At 36.5% G+C, this 20434-nt stretch carries 20 protein-coding genes, 1 tRNA gene and 2 pseudogenes; 13 read left to right on the top strand and 10 right to left on the bottom strand.

Going from position 1 to position 20434, the window contains the following annotated elements; all coding sequences use genetic code 11:
• Positions 1 to 27: 27 nt before the first annotated feature.
• Positions 28 to 702 carry an ABC transporter ATP-binding protein gene (locus ABWU58_RS04640; RefSeq protein WP_353282712.1) on the bottom strand — a complete coding sequence of 225 codons (675 nt, stop codon included), beginning with the start codon at positions 700 to 702 and terminating at the stop codon, positions 28 to 30.
• A gap of 22 nt (positions 703 to 724) precedes the next feature.
• Positions 725 to 1177, bottom strand: coding sequence for a HesB/IscA family protein (locus ABWU58_RS04645; protein ID WP_353282713.1), 453 nt, complete (start codon positions 1175 to 1177; stop codon positions 725 to 727).
• Between the two features lie 47 nt (positions 1178 to 1224).
• Here ABWU58_RS04645 and ABWU58_RS04650 point away from each other — a divergent pair, with 47 nt between their 5' ends.
• Together ABWU58_RS04650 and ribD are read left to right on the top strand one after the other, a co-directional pair.
• Positions 1225 to 2406, top strand: a complete 1182-nt coding sequence (locus tag ABWU58_RS04650) for a deoxyguanosinetriphosphate triphosphohydrolase (RefSeq protein ID WP_353282714.1) — start codon at positions 1225 to 1227, stop codon at positions 2404 to 2406.
• Positions 2406 to 3665, top strand: coding sequence for a bifunctional diaminohydroxyphosphoribosylaminopyrimidine deaminase/5-amino-6-(5-phosphoribosylamino)uracil reductase RibD (ribD, locus tag ABWU58_RS04655; RefSeq protein ID WP_353282715.1), 1260 nt, complete (start codon positions 2406 to 2408; stop codon positions 3663 to 3665). Before ABWU58_RS04650 ends, ribD begins: the two co-directional genes overlap by 1 nt.
• Positions 3666 to 3724: 59 nt before the next feature.
• On the opposite strand, the gene ABWU58_RS04660 is transcribed toward ribD, so the two are convergent.
• Positions 3725 to 4195 carry a hypothetical protein gene (locus tag ABWU58_RS04660; protein WP_353282716.1) on the bottom strand — a complete coding sequence of 157 codons (471 nt, stop codon included), beginning with the start codon at positions 4193 to 4195 and terminating at the stop codon, positions 3725 to 3727.
• A 157-nt stretch (positions 4196 to 4352) separates the two neighbouring features.
• Here ABWU58_RS04660 and truB point away from each other — a divergent pair, with 157 nt between their 5' ends.
• Genes truB through pnp form a run of 3 tightly spaced genes read left to right on the top strand, consistent with a single transcriptional unit; the run spans position 4353 to position 7792 of the window.
• On the top strand, positions 4353 to 5219 hold the full coding sequence (truB, locus tag ABWU58_RS04665; protein ID WP_353282717.1) for a tRNA pseudouridine(55) synthase TruB: 867 nt from the start codon (positions 4353 to 4355) through the stop codon (positions 5217 to 5219).
• Positions 5220 to 5231: 12 nt separating this feature from the next.
• Positions 5232 to 5504: a 30S ribosomal protein S15 gene (rpsO, locus tag ABWU58_RS04670; protein ID WP_006279944.1), complete on the top strand. Its 273-nt coding sequence runs from the start codon at positions 5232 to 5234 to the stop codon at positions 5502 to 5504.
• Positions 5505 to 5518: 14 nt separating this feature from the next.
• Positions 5519 to 7792 carry a polyribonucleotide nucleotidyltransferase gene (gene pnp / locus ABWU58_RS04675; RefSeq protein WP_353282718.1) on the top strand — a complete coding sequence of 758 codons (2274 nt, stop codon included), beginning with the start codon at positions 5519 to 5521 and terminating at the stop codon, positions 7790 to 7792.
• A gap of 95 nt (positions 7793 to 7887) precedes the next feature.
• On the opposite strand, the gene ABWU58_RS04680 is transcribed toward pnp, so the two are convergent.
• From ABWU58_RS04680 to ABWU58_RS04690, 3 genes are all read right to left on the bottom strand, one after another.
• Positions 7888 to 8184, bottom strand: coding sequence for a hypothetical protein (locus ABWU58_RS04680; protein WP_353282719.1), 297 nt, complete (start codon positions 8182 to 8184; stop codon positions 7888 to 7890).
• A 67-nt stretch (positions 8185 to 8251) separates the two neighbouring features.
• A complete protein-coding gene (gene rpe, locus ABWU58_RS04685) occupies positions 8252 to 8932 on the bottom strand; it encodes a ribulose-phosphate 3-epimerase (RefSeq protein ID WP_353282720.1) in 681 nt (226 codons plus the stop codon).
• A gap of 117 nt (positions 8933 to 9049) precedes the next feature.
• A complete protein-coding gene (locus ABWU58_RS04690) occupies positions 9050 to 9478 on the bottom strand; it encodes a zinc-ribbon domain-containing protein (RefSeq protein WP_353282721.1) in 429 nt (142 codons plus the stop codon).
• A gap of 75 nt (positions 9479 to 9553) precedes the next feature.
• Between ABWU58_RS04690 and dapD the strand changes: the two genes are divergently transcribed.
• Positions 9554 to 10378: a 2,3,4,5-tetrahydropyridine-2,6-dicarboxylate N-succinyltransferase gene (gene dapD / locus ABWU58_RS04695; RefSeq protein WP_353282722.1), complete on the top strand. Its 825-nt coding sequence runs from the start codon at positions 9554 to 9556 to the stop codon at positions 10376 to 10378.
• Between the two features lie 298 nt (positions 10379 to 10676).
• Here the strand turns inward: dapD and ABWU58_RS04700 are convergent, their stop codons facing one another.
• Positions 10677 to 10961 (bottom strand): DUF2610 domain-containing protein, encoded by a 285-nt coding sequence (locus ABWU58_RS04700; RefSeq protein WP_064125056.1) that lies wholly within the window; start codon positions 10959 to 10961, stop codon positions 10677 to 10679.
• Positions 10962 to 11333 carry a hypothetical protein gene (locus tag ABWU58_RS04705; RefSeq protein ID WP_353273101.1) on the bottom strand — a complete coding sequence of 124 codons (372 nt, stop codon included), beginning with the start codon at positions 11331 to 11333 and terminating at the stop codon, positions 10962 to 10964.
• Between the two features lie 101 nt (positions 11334 to 11434).
• Between ABWU58_RS04705 and ABWU58_RS04710 the strand changes: the two genes are divergently transcribed.
• Entirely contained in the window at positions 11435 to 12487 is a 1053-nt protein-coding gene (locus ABWU58_RS04710) for a class I SAM-dependent methyltransferase (RefSeq protein ID WP_353282723.1), read from the top strand.
• Between the two features lie 116 nt (positions 12488 to 12603).
• On the opposite strand, the gene ABWU58_RS04715 is transcribed toward ABWU58_RS04710, so the two are convergent.
• Together ABWU58_RS04715 and ABWU58_RS04720 are read right to left on the bottom strand one after the other, a co-directional pair.
• A tRNA-Ser gene (locus tag ABWU58_RS04715) sits at positions 12604 to 12690 on the bottom strand.
• 31 nt (positions 12691 to 12721) lie between these two features.
• Complete coding sequence (locus ABWU58_RS04720) at positions 12722 to 13528, bottom strand: DUF2163 domain-containing protein (protein WP_353282724.1); 807 nt, start codon at positions 13526 to 13528, stop codon at positions 12722 to 12724.
• Positions 13529 to 14433: 905 nt separating this feature from the next.
• On the opposite strand from ABWU58_RS04720, the pseudogene ABWU58_RS04725 reads away from it, so the two are divergent.
• The 6 genes and pseudogenes from ABWU58_RS04725 to ABWU58_RS04755 all read left to right on the top strand — a co-directional run bounded on the left by ABWU58_RS04725 (position 14434) and on the right by ABWU58_RS04755 (position 20423).
• A pseudogene (locus ABWU58_RS04725) lies at positions 14434 to 14690 on the top strand (transposase).
• A gap of 1615 nt (positions 14691 to 16305) precedes the next feature.
• Positions 16306 to 16512 (top strand): annotated as a pseudogene (locus ABWU58_RS04735) (DNA methylase N-4); the annotation flags it as partial.
• 590 nt (positions 16513 to 17102) lie between these two features.
• The gene (locus ABWU58_RS04740; RefSeq protein WP_353282726.1) at positions 17103 to 17933 is read left to right on the top strand and encodes a reverse transcriptase N-terminal domain-containing protein; all 831 of its coding nucleotides are present in this window, start codon (positions 17103 to 17105) and stop codon (positions 17931 to 17933) included.
• 318 nt (positions 17934 to 18251) lie between these two features.
• Entirely contained in the window at positions 18252 to 18392 is a 141-nt protein-coding gene (locus ABWU58_RS04745) for a hypothetical protein (protein ID WP_019078704.1), read from the top strand.
• Positions 18393 to 18444: 52 nt separating this feature from the next.
• Complete coding sequence (gene ltrA, locus ABWU58_RS04750) at positions 18445 to 19689, top strand: group II intron reverse transcriptase/maturase (RefSeq protein WP_353276809.1); 1245 nt, start codon at positions 18445 to 18447, stop codon at positions 19687 to 19689.
• A 53-nt stretch (positions 19690 to 19742) separates the two neighbouring features.
• Positions 19743 to 20423: a group II intron maturase-specific domain-containing protein gene (locus tag ABWU58_RS04755; RefSeq protein WP_353282727.1), complete on the top strand. Its 681-nt coding sequence runs from the start codon at positions 19743 to 19745 to the stop codon at positions 20421 to 20423.
• The last annotated feature ends 11 nt before the right edge of the window (positions 20424 to 20434 follow it).

The following is a 20434-nucleotide window of genomic DNA, read 5'->3' on the forward strand; positions in this document are numbered from 1 at the left end:
AGTTTTAAATTGTGCTATTTTTCCTATTCACAACTTCACTAATGATCGATCTCTCAATTGGAAAATGCAGTCTGCCTTTTCTGCAAGGAGATGATTGTGCGTTACTATAAGCATAGAGCTGTTATTTTCCTTTACGTATGAATGTAGCAGTAAAAACACGTTAAAAGAATTTGTTGGATCTAAATTTCCTGTTGGCTCATCTGCAAGTAAAAGCTTTGGAGAATTTACAATGCTTCTTGCAATTGCAACTCTCTGCCTTTCCCCACCCGAAACTTCAGATACCATGCTACTTGCTTTGTTTTCCAGACCAAATTTTTCCAACATTGCTTGCGAATTTTTTTTTGCTTCAGCTTTGCTTTTTCCTGCAATGAGTTGAGGAAGCATAATATTTTCCAACACCGATAACTCTTGTAACAAATAGTGAAATTGATAAACAAAACTAAGGAAATTTCTTCTTACATGGGTTTTATGCTTATTACTGGCTTGTGTGCAATTTATTCCATCTATCGTAACTATACCTGAAGTTGGCTTGTCCAACAAGCCTGCGATTTGCAATATAGTTGTTTTTCCTGCACCTGAATTGCCAATCAGCGCTACTACTTGCCCTCTTGTGACACTTAGGTTGATGTCTTTTACAACAGCAGAATTGCCCTTGAAGCTTTTATCTACAGAAGTTAGTTCTAGAGCTACATTACCACCCATGTTTAAAAGACCCAGAAGGCATCTAAATTTTGGAAACCGAAAAACTGTTACCACAACCACATTGAGACTTAGCAAGGGTATTCTTTATTTGAAAACCAGAACCACTGAGATCCTCAGTATAATCTATAACTGAGTTATTTAAAAATTTTGCTGAACAATTATCAACCATTAATACAGGATTGCCATTTTCATCATTAATTACTATATCTTTACCTTTTTTGCTGAAACTGGAGTGGCTTCTATAGTCCTCGCTTTCTTCATAGTCATCAAATTCATCATCGTAATCATCATCTTCATCATCCAAAGATAGATTTTTATTCATTTGATCCATAAGAAAATTGTATTTGAAGCCAGAACATCCACCGCCTGAAACTGCAACCCGCAAAACGGAACTCTTATCCCCTTCCTGCTCTGCAAGAAAGTGGATTTTTTTTAGTGCATTATCAGTTAAGTTGATGTTGTAATTTGTTGACATAGTAACCACCGTTTATTATTGATAATTTATTATAGTAGAAATTTTACATGTCAAACAATAATTTTCTATTAAGTTATGCATGTTTCCCAAGCAAAACAAAAGGGAGATACTTCAAAGAGCCAGAAGATGAGAATCGCAGCTGCTTTCAGCGTGATAGGGATCGCATTGTTCACTCTAATGCGTTTAGGAAATTGGGGTACAAAACACAAGTTTTTATCAATTACGAGCACGATTACTATCGCACTCGGCTGACTCATAGCCTTGAAGTTGCACAAATTGCAAGATCCATCGCACGCAGGCTCAGCTTAGATGAGGACATCACTGAATGCATAGCGCTTGCACATGACCTTGGTCATCCCCCATTTGGTCACACAGGTGAGGATGCTCTAGTTCAAGTTGATAGTGAGAAGTATGAGTTTGATCATAATGTTCAAGCTATAAGGATTTTAACTTATCTTGAACAAAAACATGCTGATTTTGATGGTATGAATCTAAGTTGGGAGGTGGTTGAAGGGGTTGCAAAACATAATGGTCCCTTGCTTGGTCAGAATGCAGTATCTCACACAAATAATCAGCTATTGCTAGAATACAACAAAAAATATGATCTAAAACTTGAAGAATTTTCAAGCATTGAAGCGCAAGTTGCTTCAATTGCCGATGATATTGCTTACAGTGTTCACGATCTTGATGATGCACTCAGGGCAAATTTAGTAACCATCGAAGATTTGCTGAATGTCCCTTTAATTGGAAAAATGTTTAAAGACGTAAGGAGCGGATATTCAGAATTGCCTCAGAGCAAACTCATACATGAATCACTGAGTGGAACTATAGGAATTATGATAAGTGATGTTGTTTCTCAGACTGAAAGAAATATTGAAGATCACAAAATAAAAAGCGTAGAAGACGTAAGAAGTCTAAACAAAATGTTAGTCACATTTTCACCAGAAGTTGCGAATGCTACAAAAGAAATGAAAAGATTCAACATGGAGAAAATATACAGAAGCTATAAACTGAGTAGAACGATGAACAAAGCGAAACGCATAATACAGGAACTTTTTCAATGTTTTTATGAAAACCCAAGATTACTTCCTACAGAGTGGAGCAAACTTGCTTGTGAATCTCAGCGTTCAGTAATAATATGTGACTATATCTCAGGTATGACAGATAGATTTGCCATACACGAACACAGAAGAATTTTTGATACCTCATACGAAATGACTTCTTTCTAATGACTGATGATCATTTCATGTCAATTGCATTAAGGCTTGCAGAAAAAAATCTTGGAAATGTTGCACCAAATCCTGCTGTTGGGTGTGTCATTGTAAAAGATGGTGTGATGGTTGGTGAGGGCTATACAGGGATCGGTGGGCGTCCGCATGCGGAGGTAGTCGCTTTGCAAAACGCGAAAGGTTCAACTCAAGATGCAACTATGTATATCACGCTCGAGCCATGTTGCCACTTTGGAGTTACAGAACCTTGCACCGCAGGAATTATAAGAGCTGGAATAAAAAGGGTAGTAATTGCAACTATTGACCCAGATAGTAGAGTTTTAGGTGGAGGCATTAAAGCTCTAAAAGAAGCAGGAATTGAAGTGAAACAAGGAATTATGCAAAAAGAGGCAGAAGAACTGAATGTCGGCTTTTTCACCACTAAAGAATTACATAGACCATTTATAGCTTGCAAAATCGCAACAACTCTTGACGGAAAAATCGCAACATTTACAGGCGATAGCAAATGGATAACAAGTGAGGATACAAGAAATTGGGTGCATGAGCTTAGAGCAAAATATGACGCAATTATGATTGGCAGCAATACCCTCATTAATGACGATCCACTCTTAACTTGCAGATTACCAGGACTTGAAAACAGATCGCCAATAAGGCTAATTATAGATAGCCAGGGAAAATTGCAGGAAGAGCATAATATTGTAAAGACTGCAGACAAAGTAATAACTTGGGTAATCACAAATAAGGAAGTAGAGAGAAAAATAAAAAACATTAATTATTTGATAGTCAATTCAAATCACAAACCTCCTGTTATTCCAGATGTCACCCCAACACACTCTCCTGTCATTCCAACGCCTTCTCCTGTCATCCCAGTGCCCAGACACTGGGATCCAGAGAACTTAATTGCAACCAAGCAATTGCATAATGAAAACTGGATTCCAGCGTCACGCGCTGGAATGACATCGGAACCTGATGTTATCGGCAAAGTCTGTCTAAAAGACATGGCATCAAAACTTGTTTCAGCAATTGGTATAACAAGATTATTAGTCGAAGGCGGAGGAGTGTTAATTACAGAACTATTAAAGTGTAATTTAATCGACAGGTTGATAATCTGCCGCAGTGGTAAAATTCTAGGTAATGATGCCACTCCTTTTGTAGGAAATTTAGGAATTCAATCCATCAATGAATGTTATCGGTTCAAAAAAGCAGAGGTAATAGATTTTAGTGAGGATGTAGTTGAGGTGTGGGACAGATTACCGTAACTCTTCTCAAATGAAAAAAAGAGGCAAAACCATCTCTACCTCTGTGCCATTTAGCTTATTTATTGTTTTTGAAATCCTTTGTCTATGAATGCTTGAACAACTGTAGACTCTTCTAATGAACTCTTAAGTGTTTCATTAAATCTACTTGAATCCAGTTTGTCAGCTAATTCAGTCTTGTCAGCTTTGTCAGCCAATTCAGTTTTAGTAGCTAAATCTTGAACTTTTCCCTCAACTCCATTCTTAGCTGTTTCAGCTTTCTGAGCTGCTGTTTCAGCACCTGTTTTAGCTTCACTTATTTCTTCATTCTTATACATTTGCTGATATGAAGAATAAGCTTGTGCAGCAAAATATACAGCTGCAATAAATAGAACTGCAATTCCAGCAGGGCTAGCAATAAGTGCTAAAGATGTAGGTCCAGCAATCACTTTAGTAGCAATTAATATTGTTGTTATTGCTGCTGCTAAAGATGCAAGTGCAACTGTACCTTCAATACCCATTTTTGTTATATGTGCAGTGTTTTCCCACTTCAATATGCTTTTATCTGTAGTCGTAATAGTCCCCTTAAAATAAGGCTAATAAAAAGATTAAGTATGTGTTAATAGATGCATGTTAGTCAAGCTATTTTTTACATTATTATTTAAAGTATATATTTCAAGCTAAACTGTTACCAATTGTATATAATTAACTATGAAACATGGTTGGCTGAATCTCGATAAACCAATAGGAATTAGTTCTGCACAAGCTGTAACTCAAATTAAAAGGATTTTTGGGATAAAAAAGGCTGGTCATCTGGGAACACTTGATCCTTTAGCTTCAGGTGTGTTGCCAATTGCTCTTGGTGAAGCAACAAAAACTATACCGTATTTATCTTGTAACTTAAAGGCATACGATTTTACAATAAAATGGGGCGAACAAAGAACAACGGACGATTTGGGTGGTGATATTATTAGAACTAGCACTATAAAACCTCAATATAATCAAATAAATTGTGCAATTAAAAATTTTATTGGTGAGATCAAGCAGACTCCTCCTCAATTTTCAGCAATAAAAATTAAAGGAGCAAGGGCGTACAAATTGGCAAGAAGTGGGCAAAAGGTGAATATAAAACCCCGACAAGTCAAAATACATGAACTGAAATTGATATCTGTGGACACCATAAATAATAGTGCAGATTTTTCTATGATGTGCGGTAGTGGTGTATATGTGAGATCAATTGCTCGGGATCTTGGAATTGCATTAAATTGCTTTGGACACATTACGAAATTAAGAAGAACTATGGTAGGTGACTTTAGAGAAAATGAATCAGTGACAATTGAACAGCTTACTAAAAAGGATGAAATAATTCCAATCGTATCAGCTTTAAAATCGATGTTCAAAGTTGAAATTTCCCCAGAAGATGCGGGGAAAATCAGAAAAGGTCAGGAAATTGTATTAAATAACTTGCGTAATTTAAAGAATTATGATATTTGTTGTACGATAGTGGGTAGTGTACCTATTGCAATCTGCAGTTTTATTTATGGTTGTGTGAAACCTATTCGTGTTTTTAATATTTAAAATGAGGTTTAGATGTCGATAACATCCGAAAAGAAAAAGAGTTTGATAAATATATATGCAATTAAAGAAGATGATACAGGTTCATCTTTTGTACAATGTGCAATTTTGACCGAGAGGATCAGTAATTTAACTGAGCATTTTAAAGTGCACAAGCATGACCATCACTCTAAGCGTGGTTTACTTATATTGATAGGTAGAAGACGCAAGCACTTAAATTATATAAAGCGTAAATTTGGTAATGAAGCCTATCAGGAATTAATAGAGAAGTTAGGCATTAGAAAATAATCGAGGAATTTAGTATGTTTAAAATTATAAAAAAATCTATAGAGTGGGGTGGTCGTACCTTATCTTTAGAAACAGGAAAAATAGCACGCCAAGCTCATGGTTCAGTAGTTGTAAATTACGGTGATACTTCTGTTTTAGTAACTGTTGTAAGTAAAAAGAAGGAAGAAAATGTTGATTTCCTACCTTTAAATGTACAGTTTATCGCAAAAAGCTATGCCATGGGTAAGATCCCTGGTGGCTTTTTTAAAAGAGAAGGCAAGCCATCTGATAGAGAAACTTTAATCTCAAGAGTAATAGATAGAAGTATAAGACCACTATTTCCAGAAGGATTTAATGATGAAGTTAGTGTGGTGTGCAATCTATTAACTTATGATACAGTCAATCCTCCTGAAGTGCCAGCATTGATTGGTACTGTTGCAGCTCTTGCAATTTCTGGTGTTCCTTTTCACTTTACTATAGCTGGAGTGATGGTTGGTTGTGATGAAAATAATAACTATATACTCAACCCTTCTGTTCAAGAGATGAAAGCAAGCAGCTTGGATCTATTTTTGTCTGGTGATGAAAATTCAATTTTAATGGTTGAATCAGAAGTGAAAGAGCTCTCTGAAGAAAATGTTTTTAATGCAATAAAATTTGGCCATGAACACCTTAAGCCTGTCATTGAGCTCATAAAAGAGTTTGCTGATACAGTTGGCAATAAACCTGAAAGCTTTGCTCCTGTTGATATATCAGATATAACACAAGAGCTTGAAAAACACGGTAAAGATTTTGAGAAAGCATATTCACAAACAGTAAAACAAGAGCGAGTTCAAGCTCTAGAAGCGATCAGAGATAATATATTGAATGCTCTTAAGGAAGCTGGAAAAGACGAAAAGTTAATTACGTATGCAGTAAAAAACTTTGAAAGATCTTTAGTACGTGAAATAATTAGAAAGAAAGGTGTAAGGATAGACGGTCGTAAGCATGATGAAATACGTCAGATAGAAATTGAAGTTGATGTTCTATCCAAGACTCACGGTTCTGCGTTGTTTACCAGAGGTAACACTCAGGCGCTGGTTGTTACTGCTCTTGGCACTACGCAAGATGAGCAAATCGTGGATGATATTGAAGGGGATAGACGTGAGCACTTTATGTTACATTATAATTTTCCTCCTTTTTCTGTTGGAGAAATTTCTACTGGACGTCCACCTGGAAGAAGAGAAATTGGTCACGGTAAACTTGCTTGGAAAGCAATTCATCCTGTTTTACCCGATAAGTCTGAATTTCCTTATACAATAAGAGTAGTGTCCGAAATTTTGGAGTCTGATGGTTCTTCTTCTATGGCAACAGTTTGTGGGACTTCTCTTGCTTTAATGGATACGGGTGTGCCAATAAAGGCCCCTGTTGCTGGAATTGCTATGGGCCTCATTAAAGATAAAGACGAGTATGTAATACTTTCCGATATATTGGGTGATGAAGATTATCTTGGTGATATGGACTTTAAAGTAGCAGGAACTAGTGAAGGGGTTACGGCGCTACAAATGGACATGAAAATTTCTGGTATAAACTTTGAAATTATTGAAAAATCTTTAGAACAGGCAAAAGCTGGAAGATTACATATTTTAGAAAAAATGAATGCAGTGATTTCAGAACACAGTGATGATGTCAAAGACCATGCACCAAGAATGTTATCATTTTACATAGATAAAGATAAAATTTCTGCAGCTATTGGTGCTAAAGGAAAAAATATACGCAGTGTGTGTGAAAGAAGTAATGCAAAAATTGAAATAGGAGATGATGGTAAAGTTTCTGTTTTTGCCACGAGTGGCACTGAAGCTGAAATTGCAAAGAGTATGATGATTGATTCAATAACAGAACTAGAACAAGGTTCTATAGTTGATGTCAAAGTTGTAAGAATAGAGAAGTCTATTGTAGAGCTTGAATTTCTTAATGGCAGAAAAGGAAAAATGCACATAAGTGAAGTAGCTAATGAACACATAGATTCTATAGAGAGCATACTTAAACAAGATGATACTTTCAAAGCACTAGTAATTGACTTCGAAAAAGGTGGATGTCCAAAGTTGTCAAGACGTCGAGTTGATCAAGAGACGGGAGAGTTTTTTGAAGGTGAGCTTTACAACGAGGAAAGGAAAGATGGTCCAAATGACAGGGATAATTATTACAATAATTCATTTAATAGAAAACCTGGAGGAAGTCACCATAAGAGGCCTTCTCGTCCTCGTTCTGGTTTCAGCAACAGAAATAGGCCGAAATTTGGTAATAATGATTCATCATCAGGCTTTTATTAAGAGTAAACTTCTTGCGTTACCTCTTGTCATCCAAGTAGCTTGACTACTTGGACCAGAGACTTTTTCAAATTGGTAGATAATAGAAATGGTTTGTGTTAACTAGCTAAAGATCTTAGGTTTGCCAACATTCCGCTACGTGTTAGTGGCTGAGATACCGCGAATGAATCCATAGCTGTACGAACATTGTGATTTTGGCCCATCAGGAGGGTGTCATCCCAGTGCTTGACACTGGGATCCAGGAATTTTATTAAGTTGGTAAGCATAAAAGTAGCCATTTTATGTAAAAATACAACATTTTGATGATTATGAAAAAGCTGGATCCCAGTGTCAAGCACTGGGATGACATCATAGAGGCACTGGAATGACACCTTCCTAGTGGAAATTGCTCTCAAATCATAATTGTTCTACAGTTGTGGAATGAATCGCGGTATGACGTAGGGCTGCACTAGCTATATAGGATTACCACGATGGATTTTTAAGATCGTTTACAGCCTTCTTAATATCTTCAGCTTTGAATATCGCCGATCCCGCAACTAAAATATCAGCACCTGCTTTTATTATATCAGCTGCGTTAGAAAAGTTAATTCCACCATCTACTGAAATTTGTGTTTTAAGATTACGCTCCTGTATCATTTTTTTTATAGTAGATATCTTGTTCAACTGTGAATGAATAAATTCCTGCCCTCCAAAGCCAGGGTTGACTGTCATAATCAGCACAATATCTAGCTCATGTATTATGTATTCAAGCACACTTGGGGAAGTTGAAGGAACAATTGAGACTCCAGCTTGAATCGGTTTTTTTGCGTCGTTTACATTTTTGTATGACTTTATCTTTCTTATCAACCTCTCAAGGTGTATCTCTGCTTCTGCATGTACATTGATAATATCAGCACCAGCATTTATAAAGCTTTCAATGTGGTTACCAGGAGATTTGACCATTAAATGCACATCAAAAGGAAGATTGCTATATTTACGTATTGCAGAGACAACACTAGGACCAATTGTAATATTTGAAACGAAATTCCCATCCATAACGTCTATGTGTATGTAATCTACACCTAAATCGCTAATTTTTCTTACTTCTTCCCCTAATTTTGCAAAATCTGCTGAAAGTATAGAAGGTGCAATTTTAATACTCATGAGCTGTTTTTTACTAAAAAATAACTTATTTTTAAAACTCTGTCACCCTAATACTATTCGCACCATCTGAGTAGCTATAGGAACTGGATACCGATATCGGCGATGGTTTATGCCTATTTAACTAGATCTTAAATTAGATAAAAAAAGGTAGTCTTGATAAAACTTATTTACAACAAGTTTTTTTACATTTGGATTTTCTGTTTGTTCTTTTTTGTACCCTAATTTATAGCTTATTGAATCCTTATATGGACTGATCGTTTTGTATGCTTTGTTCATCTCTCTAGGAAAGATGCCATTAGCAATTACGACGCATAACCCTGTAGCTGTTGCAAAAGCTAGAGTGGTAAATGCTAGATTTTGTAAAAAATTCCTTCCACTAACTTTTTTTTCCTGTATATTAGCAGAGTGCGATTTGTTTGACACTTCTTCTAGATATTCATGCCATATATGATTGCAGTTCGTACACTTTACCTTTCTTCCAGATGCACCAATTTGCTCGGGAGATACTAAGTAAGTTTTAGTACAACTATTACATTGTATTTTCATAGCACCTGCATATAAAGTAGTAACAAGCTCAAATGATACAGAACTATAAATTTAATATTAATATATATATAACAAATGGAAGATTTGCAACTAAAAAAAACTGAGATAGAAGATATTTGGAAAAATAGAGAAAAATTTAATGACTGTAATCTAAAGAAAACAGCAAGAATAGCAATTAAAGAGGTAATTGAGCTCCTTGATAGTGGCAAAATTAGAGTAGCAGAAAAGCTATCAAGTGGAGAATGGATAGTACATAAGTGGATAAAGCGGGCAATATTATTACATTTTCTCACTGAAGAAAACAAAATAATAGACAATACCAATTGCTGGTTTGATAAGATCGGTAACAAGTTTAGTGAATGGAATGAGGAGAAATTTCGCCGGTTAAAAATTAGAACAGTTCCTGGGTGTTTTGTTCGCCGATCTGCTTATATAGGTACAAATGTTGTTCTAATGCCAAGTTTTATCAACGTTGGTGCATATGTTGATTCAGGAACAATGATAGATACCTGGTCAACGATTGGTAGCTGTGCGCAAATAGGAAAAAACTGCCATATTTCCGGTGGAGTAGGAATAGGTGGAGTCCTTGAGCCTATTCAAGCTTCACCTGTCATTATAGAAGATAATTGCTTTATTGGAGCACGTAGCGAGGTGGCCGAGGGTGTGGTAGTGAGAAAAGGATCAGTTCTTGGCATGGGTGTGTTTATTGGGGCGTCAACAAAAATTATTGATAGAGAAACTAGCAAGGTATTTTATGGCGAAGTACCGTCTTATTCTGTAGTGGTACCAGGGTCTATTCCATCTAAAAATAACATTTCAACCTATTGTGCAGTCATAGTAAAAAAAGTGGATGAAAAGACGAGATCGAAAACCTCTATAAATGAAATATTGAGAGATTAAACTATATATCTGTAATATGACACAATATTACATAGTAAATGATGTCATTTCAGTACTTACTGTACGAACATTGTAATTTGTAGGCAATTTGTGTGGCAGGTGGTGTCATTCCAGTGCTTGACACTGGAATCCAGTTTTTCACGCAACCCCATCAAAAACGTAGTGTTTTAATATAAATGAGATTAGCTACTTTTATATTCACCAACCTAGCTGGATCCCAGTGTCAAGCACTGGGATGACAAGAGAGAAGGTATAGGAAAGACAGGAAGAAGATATTGGATGATAAGAGAGCAGTTTGCTATTTTTTGCTATCGCTTTTTTTATCATTATTACTAACCACAGTAATGGCATACGCACATAACTCTGAGAAAGAGACTCCATTTTCTTGAGATAGTTTATATAATTTTTGTAGACTTTCTTTTACTTTATTAGGGATATTCCCTCCACGTTCTTTTACAAGCCAGGAATCTTGATGATGAATTGGATGAGCATCACTTTTTGGATTTCCTATATATATTGCAAAAGGTGAACTTTGCCCTTTGAAGTCACATTGTACAGTAAATTTTTTTATAGATTCAGCCATCTAAAGACCTCTACTTTTCTTTTTGGTCGATTTTATAGCAGGTGGAAGAGGTGGTTTCTTTATAAAATCTTGTCTATTGACAACACTTTCTTTACCTTCCAAAGCTCGGCGAACATCAGCTCTGCTTAATTGCGACTCTTTTGCTACCTTCATTCCATGCTTTGCCATAATATTAGCATATGCTAGTACTTTTTTTACCAATTCTAGATCACCATCTAGCATTTGAACTAGCACTTGAAACACTTCCGCTAAAGTTAGTCCATCAGCATTTATAACCTTGTTTTCTATAAAATTGACAGCTTCTTCAAATTTGTATTCAATACTATCATCTTGAGGTATAAGGGCAACATAATCGGTGTTTTTGTCGTCCATAACTGAAGCACTATTACTCACAAACTTAAGTTTATACTATATATATAAATACTCTACTATTTTATATTATGGCACGCTATAGTTAAACATTTATTAATAACATGCTCACTTATATACACGAATTAATTGACAAAAGTCAAGGATCAATATCCATCAGTGATTTCATGAATGCCGTTTTGTACCATGAAAAATACGGCTATTATACGAGTAAATTGCCACTTGGTAAGGATGGTGATTTTACTACCGCACCTGAGATTAGCCAATTATTTGGTGAAGTAATTGCAGTTTGGATAATGCATACATGGGAAAAATTAGGAAAGCCATCAAAATTTTCGCTAGTTGAACTTGGGCCAGGCAAAGGAACACTCATTCACGATATAATAAGAGTCACTAAAAAATACAGCAGCTTTTTTAATTCAATGTTGATCCACTTAGTTGAAATAAGCCCTACTTTACGGAAGATACAAAAGGAAAAATTAAAAGGCTTAGATGTTAATTGGCACAAAGATATTGACAACCTACCAGAACAACCAACCATTTTTTTAGCAAATGAGTTCTTTGACGCTCTTCCGATAGATCAGTTTGTATATCGTGATGAGGGGTGGTATGAAAATAGGGTGACAAAACAAGATGATGGCAGTCTCTTGGTGTCATGCCAGTGCGTGACACTGGAATCCAGAAAAAAAGAATCATGGATTCCAGTGTTAGCTACTCAGATGACAAATGAAAAACTTTTTAATGGTGCAGTGGTGGAAATATGTTCAACTGGGGTTGAAATATTAAAAAAACTTGAGAAGAAGATACATAATAATAAAGGAGCTGCTTTGATTATAGATTACGGTTATGTATACCCCGCATATAAGAGCACTTTGCAATCGATAAAACAACATAAGTATGCTAATTTTCTTGAGAATATTGGTAATAGTGATATTACCGCACTTATGAACTTTCAAGCATTAAAAGATTCATTAAAACACGTAGATTGCGAGATTTTAACTCAAAGAGAATTTTTATATCTTTTTGGCATAAAAGAAAGAACCCAGGCTTTAATGAAAAGCGCAAGTGATGAACAAAAGAATAGGATCTTTAGTGAATTCTTAAGGTTGACTGAAAATATGGGCACTCTTTTTAAAGCAATGCTATTGATAGCATAGCTAAAATAATTTATGTTATTGGGAATGTTGTAACAAACTTAGGTATATTGGTACATACCTAAGTGGGGTAAAAGGAGGCTGACATGGCGGGTTTATACTATTCTAGAAGTGATATACGGAAAAGGGGGGATTCGAACCCCCGACATATTTTCATATGTGCACGCTTTCCAAGCGTGTGCTTTAGACCACTCAGCCACCTTTCCATGCATATTCATAATATTGAAAATTGTGCTGCTAAACAATATAAAAACCTGGTATATAGGGTTCACCACGAAAATTTACAGTATTGTTAAACTTGCTTCTGCAAGTTGGAAATGTTTTATCGCAACCTGCGAGTATTGAATATTTATCTCCAGCAAAAATTTGGTATGAAGGCGAAGTAAACAATGTAACTACTTTATTTTTATATTCTTTTACTATACCTTCAAACGCTGTTGAGCCAAAGAATTTCACTACTCCGTGCTTATAATATTCATCACTCTCAGTTAAATTCGTGTCTTCAAATCTTCTTTCATCTATTACTTTAGTGATTGTACTTATTTTACTAAATTTTTTAGTATCGGCTTTACATTTATCATCGCAAAATTGTGCTCTGCATGCAGGAGAGTATAATTCTGCTATGCTTCTCTCAAGCTTTGCTGAGAGCCCTCTAATTTCAACAATAAATCTTCCACTACTTAATGTCACTTTACCAAAAATTCCTGAATGTAGATTCATTGTCCCCTGGGTCAAGTCTTTATAATTCACAAGAAATATCTCAATATTTGCAAAGTCGTACTTTCCTGATAAAACATCTTCTTCTTTAATATCAACACTATTTAATATCCCTTCAATTTCTAGATTATCAGTTTTTAAATCGCTGTTTAATATTATACTACTGGCTGTAAATCCACTTGAAGATTTATAGAGTATATTATCAATATTTAAATCTTCATCATAGTCAGTGAATCCCATTACTTCTCCACCTGCGAGCTTTAATTTCCAGCACGTAGCGGTGGTAAGTAATTCTCCAGCCAAGTGATTTTTTAGTATGGTTTGCATAGGGGCCTCCTGCTTAATTGATTGAATTTGAAAGTAGCTATACGGCTAGTAGATAAGGTTGTCATCTGAGTAGTGACCTGGATCTAGAAACTTTCAGTCTGGAAACCCATCACTGTACGAACAGGTATAAAAAACGGCGTCATCCCAGTGCCCAGACACTTGTATCTTTATGATGTGAGGTATTAGAGCTAAAATATCTCACAGGGAGGGTGAAGCCAACTTGACACTAATGCCAATAAGGCTGAATCCCAGATTTTGCTCCCCTCCCATAGAGTTAGAAGACTGAACAGTATCTTTGGAATTATATCCCGTATTTACAAGAACTCTCAATTTATTTATAGTCTTGGAGGCAGTTTTATGCAAGTAAATGCTATTTTAGGTGTAGATATTTCTAAAAAGAAATTTGATGTTTGTTTGCTAATAAACGATAAGAAACGGCACAAAGTCTTTTGAAGACGGCTTTACAAAACTTGTAGTGTGGTGCAATGGACATGGAGCAAACCTTATTCATCTTTGTCTTGAAGCAACTAGCTGGTGTGGTGAAGATTTGGCTACTTTTATGCACGACTTGGGACATAACGTAAGTGTAGTAAATCCAGAAGGCTTTTGGCAAAAGTGAACTGCTCAGCCGATAAATCAGATGCAGCTATAGATTTTGTATCGCTAATAAACCTGCTCTTTGGAAACCTATTTCCCCTGAAGTTAGGCATTTAAGAGAGCTTTATCGTTGCATGCAATCACTTAAAGACGACAAGTTGCAACAGATGAACCGTTTGGAAAATAAAAATATGCACTCCAGCTGCAAAAACGCTAGATCCGAAGTAATTTCAACAATAGATGCACAAATTGCTATCCTGGAAAAAGAAATTGATGAGCATATTAATCACTATCCATACCTAAAAAATATGATAGAAAACCTCAAAACTGTAAAAGGCATAGGATATCTTACTGCTGTTGCTGTTATCGCAGAAACGCCGTCAGTTGATAATTTTAGTCATGCTAACAGCTTTTGCCGCCAGAACATCATCAATCTGGATCGTCAATAAGTAGAAGAAGCCGAATATGTAAAATAGGATCTGAGCGTATTCGAAAAGCTTTTTATATGCCAGCTATAGTAGTACAATCATCATTTTCAAAAATTTTGTCAGCGTTTAACGAGTAAAGGAAAGTGTCCAAAAGTCGTAGTTTTAGCCTTGATGAGAAAACTGATGCATGTCTTTTTTGGTATTCTTAAAAACAATCAGCCATTTAATTGTAAATTAATTGTTTGACATGAGAGACAGTATCTGGGATCCAGAAGACTTAATTCTAACCAAGTGGCTGCATAATAAAGACTGGATGCCAGTGTCAAGCACTGGCATGACACCTCTCTTGGGCTCTTTTAGTATAAATGTTTAAGAAATTTACCAAATGAAAAAAAAGGCAAAAGAAGCCCCGTAGTTGGCTAGTTACTTACATTATACTTTCAAGTATGGCGTTTTTTTATTCTAAACACTTAATAACCGCGATTTAGCTACTTTTAAGCCGCAACTAATCTAAATTATAAACGTTAAGAAATTTACTAAACAGAAAAAAAGGCAAAAGAAACCCTAGGGTAGCTAGTTATTCACTATCCATTTTTTAAGTTGGCGTTTTTTTATGTTTTAAACGCTTTATAAGCGCGTTTCAGCTTATGTAGGTAGAAATTTTAAAGACATAAGGTGCACATAGTGCAAAAAATTAAACATGATACGCCAGATACGTGAGTTTTTTTGTCATTTAATCTGTACAGAAAAGATAAATAAATAGCTTCAGTCTCATGACGTGTATAACAATGTTACAAAAAATAATATCATAGAATTCAATAGGATAATCCCTAGAGAATTACTCATCTACAAAAAGCCAAATCGTGTTAATGCTGTTTAGATGTAAAAGATAAGCTAAATCTTTACAGGGAATTTAAAACAGTAGAATACCTTTGATTGAAAGAAAGAACCAAACTAGGCAACCTAACCGGTTTGCTATTTCAATTACTACAACTAATACCAAATCTCAATGGTAATTGGATAAATGAAAAAGAGCGCTTTCTGCCTATAGCTAGAGGTTCAAGCGAATTTATCGTATGTCCTATTTGTCTTCCCAATAACGAAGTTTGGTATAAATCAATAAATCTTAATAGGGGGAAAAACATTATGAAAACGTCAAAACTGACTGGTGAATTAGTATGTGATATATATGAGTTAACAAATAAAGATAGAAAGAATATACAAAAACTAGCAAGAAAAATAGAAGAAGGGGAAGGTGTTGCCGAAAAGTTCAAAAATGGAATATTCAAAAATTCCAGCTATAACGCAAGCACGATTCTTTTAGCGAAAATAGCTTACAAATATCAGGGTAGAGAGGAGACATTGTCACTACTACATTATGCTATAAGTCATAAAAATAATCAAGCTGTAAAAGATCTTTTAGAAGAAGCCAAAAAACAAAAACTATTAAAGGAAGTTCTGAATGAAGAAATGACCACAAAACATTCAGATGGTCGGGAAGAAAATCATACAATACTTACAGATGCTATATCACGTAGAGACAATGACATTATGAGAGCAGTGTTAAAAATCTCTGAGGAAAATGGTATCTTGAAAGAGATTGTCAAAAAAAGAATAACGATAAAACATTCAAATGGCAAGGAAATGACTTACACCCCATTCACCTATGCTGAAGCGTGTGAAAATAGTGAAGCTGTAAGAGAACTGGGAAATATTCTTAATAAGAGAGCAACCCAGCAGTCCACTGTTGTAGAAGATCTTTCTGACTTAGTTGTTGATGAAAAAAAGGTAGAAGTAATAAAACCAGGGAATTTATGGATTTTAGGTGATCATCGAATCTATTGTGGTGATAGCTCTGTAGTTGAATCATATAAAGCGCTGTTAGATGATAAAATGGCAGACATTACTGTTTGTGATCCTCCATATAACGTTGATTATGTTGCGACGCGAAGGCGTCAGAAGTAGCTGTTTCTCAGGATTTTCTAGGTTTTCTTAGAAAGATCAAGAAGAAACCGTCCGTGTTGCCGGATGAATCTAGGGGCATGAATTAAGTAGCTGCCCTGACAATGTAACAAAGCATTATGCGGGATACAAATTGCAAAAGGCGTATTCTCCCTCAAACCATACAGAGGGTAAGTGCTAGATAGTGAATAAGGTGAAGGTAACTGAACCTGTGATAAAGACCGTAAACGTTGACAAGCGAAAGCGGTTGATACGCTTGGGCCAAAAGGCATTGGAAGCAGGAGGAACATCTCGTAGTTGTGTTCCCGTAACCTATAAGCTTCTCGGTCGACAGCAGGCACCTAAGTTCACAAGCTACTTTTGGGGAAGCGTGGAAACCCTGTACTTGCTCCCTACCATAGTGGGGACAGCAAACTGTAAGGAATGCTTATGGCAGTGCAGGTTTGGGATGTCGGAAAAAGCAAAGGTCTCACTGTAATGGTGGGAATACCAGTTGAAACATTACTGGACATAAAAGTGTGCCCACGTCCGATAGGTCTTTCTTTGTAAGAGATTTTGGAGAACTTTTTATATATGAGGAAAAGCAAATGACAACACTGACATATTCAGCGATTGGTGCATCCTCTACACCTACAATTACATGGGAATCTATTAATTGGACTAAAGTGATAATAGGTGTCAAAAAGCTCCAGATGCGTATTGCAAAGGCTGTTCGAGAAAGAAGGTACGGCAAAGTGAAAGCTTTGCAATGGATATTGACACATTCGTTTACTGCAAAACTTTTGGCTGTTAAACGAGTCACTCAAAATCAAGGAAAAAACACCCCTGGGGTTGATGGCTTAGTTTGGCGCACACCGCAACAAAAGATCAAAGCTGTTCAATCGTTAAAGCGTCGAGGATATTGCGTCCAACCGCTCCGACGAGTATGGATTCCAAAAAGAGCAGGAAAAAAACGTCCTTTGGGAATACCAACTATGAAGGATCGGGCAATGCAGGCTCTTTATCTGCAAGCACTTGAACCAGTTTCAGAATCAATTTTAGATCGTCATGCCTATGGTTTTCGGCATAAAAGATCAGCTGCTGATGCTATTGACCAATGTTTTAAAACGTTGTGCCAAAAAGTATCGGCACCATGGATCCTAGAAGCAGATATCAAATCTTGTTATGACTCCATTAGTCATGCATGGCTTTTAGAACACTGCCCTATGGATAAGAAAATTCTGAAAAAATGGCTGACAGCAGGATACATGGATAAGAACACTTTTTATATCACTAAAGAAGGTACTCCTCAAGGAGGGATCATCTCTCCTACACTGATGAATATTACCCTTAGAGGCTTAGAAAAGACAGCCCAAAAATCTGCCTTTTGGCGCGATAAGGTTAATACTACCGCCTACGCAGATGACTGTGCGCCGTAGAAACACGGAAAGTGTTGAAGCTGTGCAGTAGATGAGGGAGGGCCCCTCGGAGCCGGTTTGCAAGAGCAGGCTTCAAACAGCCATAAGCTGCTTTGGTAAAGAGCTAAGGTAGTGAGCGTTATGGAAAAGGCACAATTATGTGTCATGTATGAAATAGAGAGACGAACGCAAGTGAACCACTGATGAAGTGTCGAAAGCGTAGAGACGACGTCAAAACCAGGGGGTAGTCGTTAACCTGGGATGAATCTACAGGGAGCTTGTTTACTGGGTAGGTGGCGTCCGGCATAAAAGTGGCGTGAATCTATTTTAGGCTATTGCATGGAACTACGGGAACCTGTCGTTTCGATGAAAAGGGAGAAGTCCAAAGAGCTGATCTCTGAGGATGAGAGTACCGATGCGAAAAACAGGGGCGGATTAGCTCGTAGTAGCGAAGAAGTTTCTGTAATGGAAATGGAGTGAAGGGGCTAAGTTATTTAGTTTTAATTATTTATCAACCGAAAGGGAGGAGTTAATGAATGAAACAAAGTCTTTTGATATACCAAAGCAACTTATTTGGAGAGCTTATAAACAAGTATCGAAAAATAAAGGTGCAGCAGGTGTAGATGAGGTCTCGATAACAAAGTTTGAAGAAAATCTAAAGGATAATCTATACAAATTATGGAATCGGATGTCATCCGGAAGTTATTTTCCAGAGCCGGTAAAAGCTGTTGCGATACCAAAAGATACAGGAGGGCAAAGAATTTTATGTGTGCCTTCAGTATTCGACAGGATAGCGCAAACAGCAGCTACAATGTATCTTGAGCCGTTAGTAGAACCGAAATTTCACGAAGATTCATATGGTTATAGACCAAATAAGTCTGCGCTGGATGCGGTATACACAGCACGGAAGAGATGTTGGAAAAATGATTGGACGGTAGATCTTGATATATCTGGATTTTTCGACAATCTGGACCACGATTTAGCACTGCAGGCTATCAAGAAACACACAGACTGCAAATGGGTCATACTGTATGTTGAGAGGTGGATGAAAGCCCCCATTCAGCAAGCAGATGGCAGTAGGGTAACAAGGGATAAAGGAGTTCCGCAAGGAGGTTCAATAAGCCCAATCATTTCAAGCATATTTATGCACCATGCGTTTGATATGTGGATGAAACAAAATTATCCAACAGTACCATTTGAAAGATATGTAGATGATGCGATAGTGCACTGCAGAACTAAAAGACAGGCAGGATTTATGAAAGTAATGATTGAAGAAAGATTGGCTAAGTGTAAATTGAAGTTACATCCTGAAAAGACACAGATTGTGTACAGTAAGGATGATGATAGAAAAGAACAATTTCCTAAACAAAGCTTTGATTTTCTAGGTTATACTTTTAGACCTAGAGTAGCAAAGAATAAGATGAGGAATTATTTCATCTCATTTCTACCTGCAATTAGTAACAAAGCCAAGAAGAAGATCAAGAAAACCATAAAGTCATGGAGAATACATCGGATTACATGGACCACACTAGAGGAAATATCGAAGAAAATAGATCCAATAGTCAGAGGCTGGTTTCAGTACTATGGCAGGTTTTATAAATCAGAGATGTATCCATCTCTCAGAAATATAGAGAGATACCTCATAAGATGGGTCAGGACAAAATATAAGAAACTTCGTGATCACGGAAGACTAGCAAAGCAATTTCTAGGAAAAGTGAGAAAGAGGTCTCCAAGTATTTTCTATCATTGGACACTTGGGTTAGGATCAAAAGGCTAAATAATGGGAGCTGTATAAGCCGAGAGGTTTCCGTGCAGTTCTGCAAGAGACTGGTGGGGAAGTTCCGCCGGTCTACTCTCCTTATTATTACAGGAAGATCGAAAGAAGTCCTTGAAAACAAAGTAAAACCAGCAGTGTGTGCCTTTTTGAAGGAGCGTGGATTGGAATTCTCAGTAGAAAAAACTAAGATTACTTCCATTGATGAAGGATTTGATTTTCTAGGATTTACGATTCGAAAGTATCGAGGAAAGCTCTTGATCATGCCTTCTAAAGCAAGTATCAAAGAGTTCCTAAAAATGATCCTGGAAACCATGAGACTTCACAGCACAATAACAACGGAACAACTTATCTACACCTTGAATCCTAAGATCAGAGGATGGACAAATTATTACCGTCATGTTGTGTCAAAGAAAGTGTTCAACTATGTCGATCATAAGATCTTTGGTGCGCTTTTGAGATGGATTAAAAGAAGGCATCCAAATAAAAATTTTCAATGGAGAAAGCAGAGATACTTTTGCACCATTGGCAATAATAACTGGACCTTCTTTGCTAAGTCTTCAAAAGATAAAGGACAAGGTAGCATGGTAACTTTAATGCAAGCTGCCTCAATTCCGATTGTGAGACATGTCAAAATAAGAGCAGATGCTAATCCCTATGATCCAAAGTTTAATTCATACTTTTTCAAGCGAAATCTTGAAAGAAAGAAATACCAACATTGTATTAAGGAGAAGTAATTATGACGAAA

Origin of the sequence: Wolbachia endosymbiont (group A) of Pogonocherus hispidulus, from assembly GCF_964028195.1 — a bacterium.
GTDB lineage: Bacteria > Pseudomonadota > Alphaproteobacteria > Rickettsiales > Anaplasmataceae > Wolbachia.

Excerpts from the sequence above, each read along its gene's own strand:
- ABWU58_RS04640 (WP_353282712.1), bottom strand. The coding sequence starts at position 702 with ATGGGTGGTAATGTAGCTCTAGAACTAACTTCTGTAGATAAAAGCTTC.
- ABWU58_RS04645 (WP_353282713.1), bottom strand. The coding sequence starts at position 1,177 with ATGTCAACAAATTACAACATCAACTTAACTGATAATGCACTAAAAAAA.
- ABWU58_RS04650 (WP_353282714.1), top strand. The coding sequence starts at position 1,225 with ATGTCAAACAATAATTTTCTATTAAGTTATGCATGTTTCCCAAGCAAA.
- ribD (WP_353282715.1), top strand. The coding sequence starts at position 2,406 with ATGACTGATGATCATTTCATGTCAATTGCATTAAGGCTTGCAGAAAAA.
- truB (WP_353282717.1), top strand. The coding sequence starts at position 4,353 with ATGAAACATGGTTGGCTGAATCTCGATAAACCAATAGGAATTAGTTCT.
- rpsO (WP_006279944.1), top strand. The coding sequence starts at position 5,232 with ATGTCGATAACATCCGAAAAGAAAAAGAGTTTGATAAATATATATGCA.
- pnp (WP_353282718.1), top strand. The coding sequence starts at position 5,519 with ATGTTTAAAATTATAAAAAAATCTATAGAGTGGGGTGGTCGTACCTTA.
- rpe (WP_353282720.1), bottom strand. The coding sequence starts at position 8,932 with ATGAGTATTAAAATTGCACCTTCTATACTTTCAGCAGATTTTGCAAAA.
- ABWU58_RS04690 (WP_353282721.1), bottom strand. The coding sequence starts at position 9,478 with ATGAAAATACAATGTAATAGTTGTACTAAAACTTACTTAGTATCTCCC.
- dapD (WP_353282722.1), top strand. The coding sequence starts at position 9,554 with ATGGAAGATTTGCAACTAAAAAAAACTGAGATAGAAGATATTTGGAAA.
- ABWU58_RS04700 (WP_064125056.1), bottom strand. The coding sequence starts at position 10,961 with ATGGCTGAATCTATAAAAAAATTTACTGTACAATGTGACTTCAAAGGG.
- ABWU58_RS04705 (WP_353273101.1), bottom strand. The coding sequence starts at position 11,333 with ATGGACGACAAAAACACCGATTATGTTGCCCTTATACCTCAAGATGAT.
- ABWU58_RS04710 (WP_353282723.1), top strand. The coding sequence starts at position 11,435 with ATGCTCACTTATATACACGAATTAATTGACAAAAGTCAAGGATCAATA.
- ABWU58_RS04720 (WP_353282724.1), bottom strand. The coding sequence starts at position 13,528 with ATGCAAACCATACTAAAAAATCACTTGGCTGGAGAATTACTTACCACC.
- ABWU58_RS04740 (WP_353282726.1), top strand. The coding sequence starts at position 17,103 with ATGACAACACTGACATATTCAGCGATTGGTGCATCCTCTACACCTACA.
- ABWU58_RS04745 (WP_019078704.1), top strand. The coding sequence starts at position 18,252 with ATGGAACTACGGGAACCTGTCGTTTCGATGAAAAGGGAGAAGTCCAAA.
- ltrA (WP_353276809.1), top strand. The coding sequence starts at position 18,445 with ATGAATGAAACAAAGTCTTTTGATATACCAAAGCAACTTATTTGGAGA.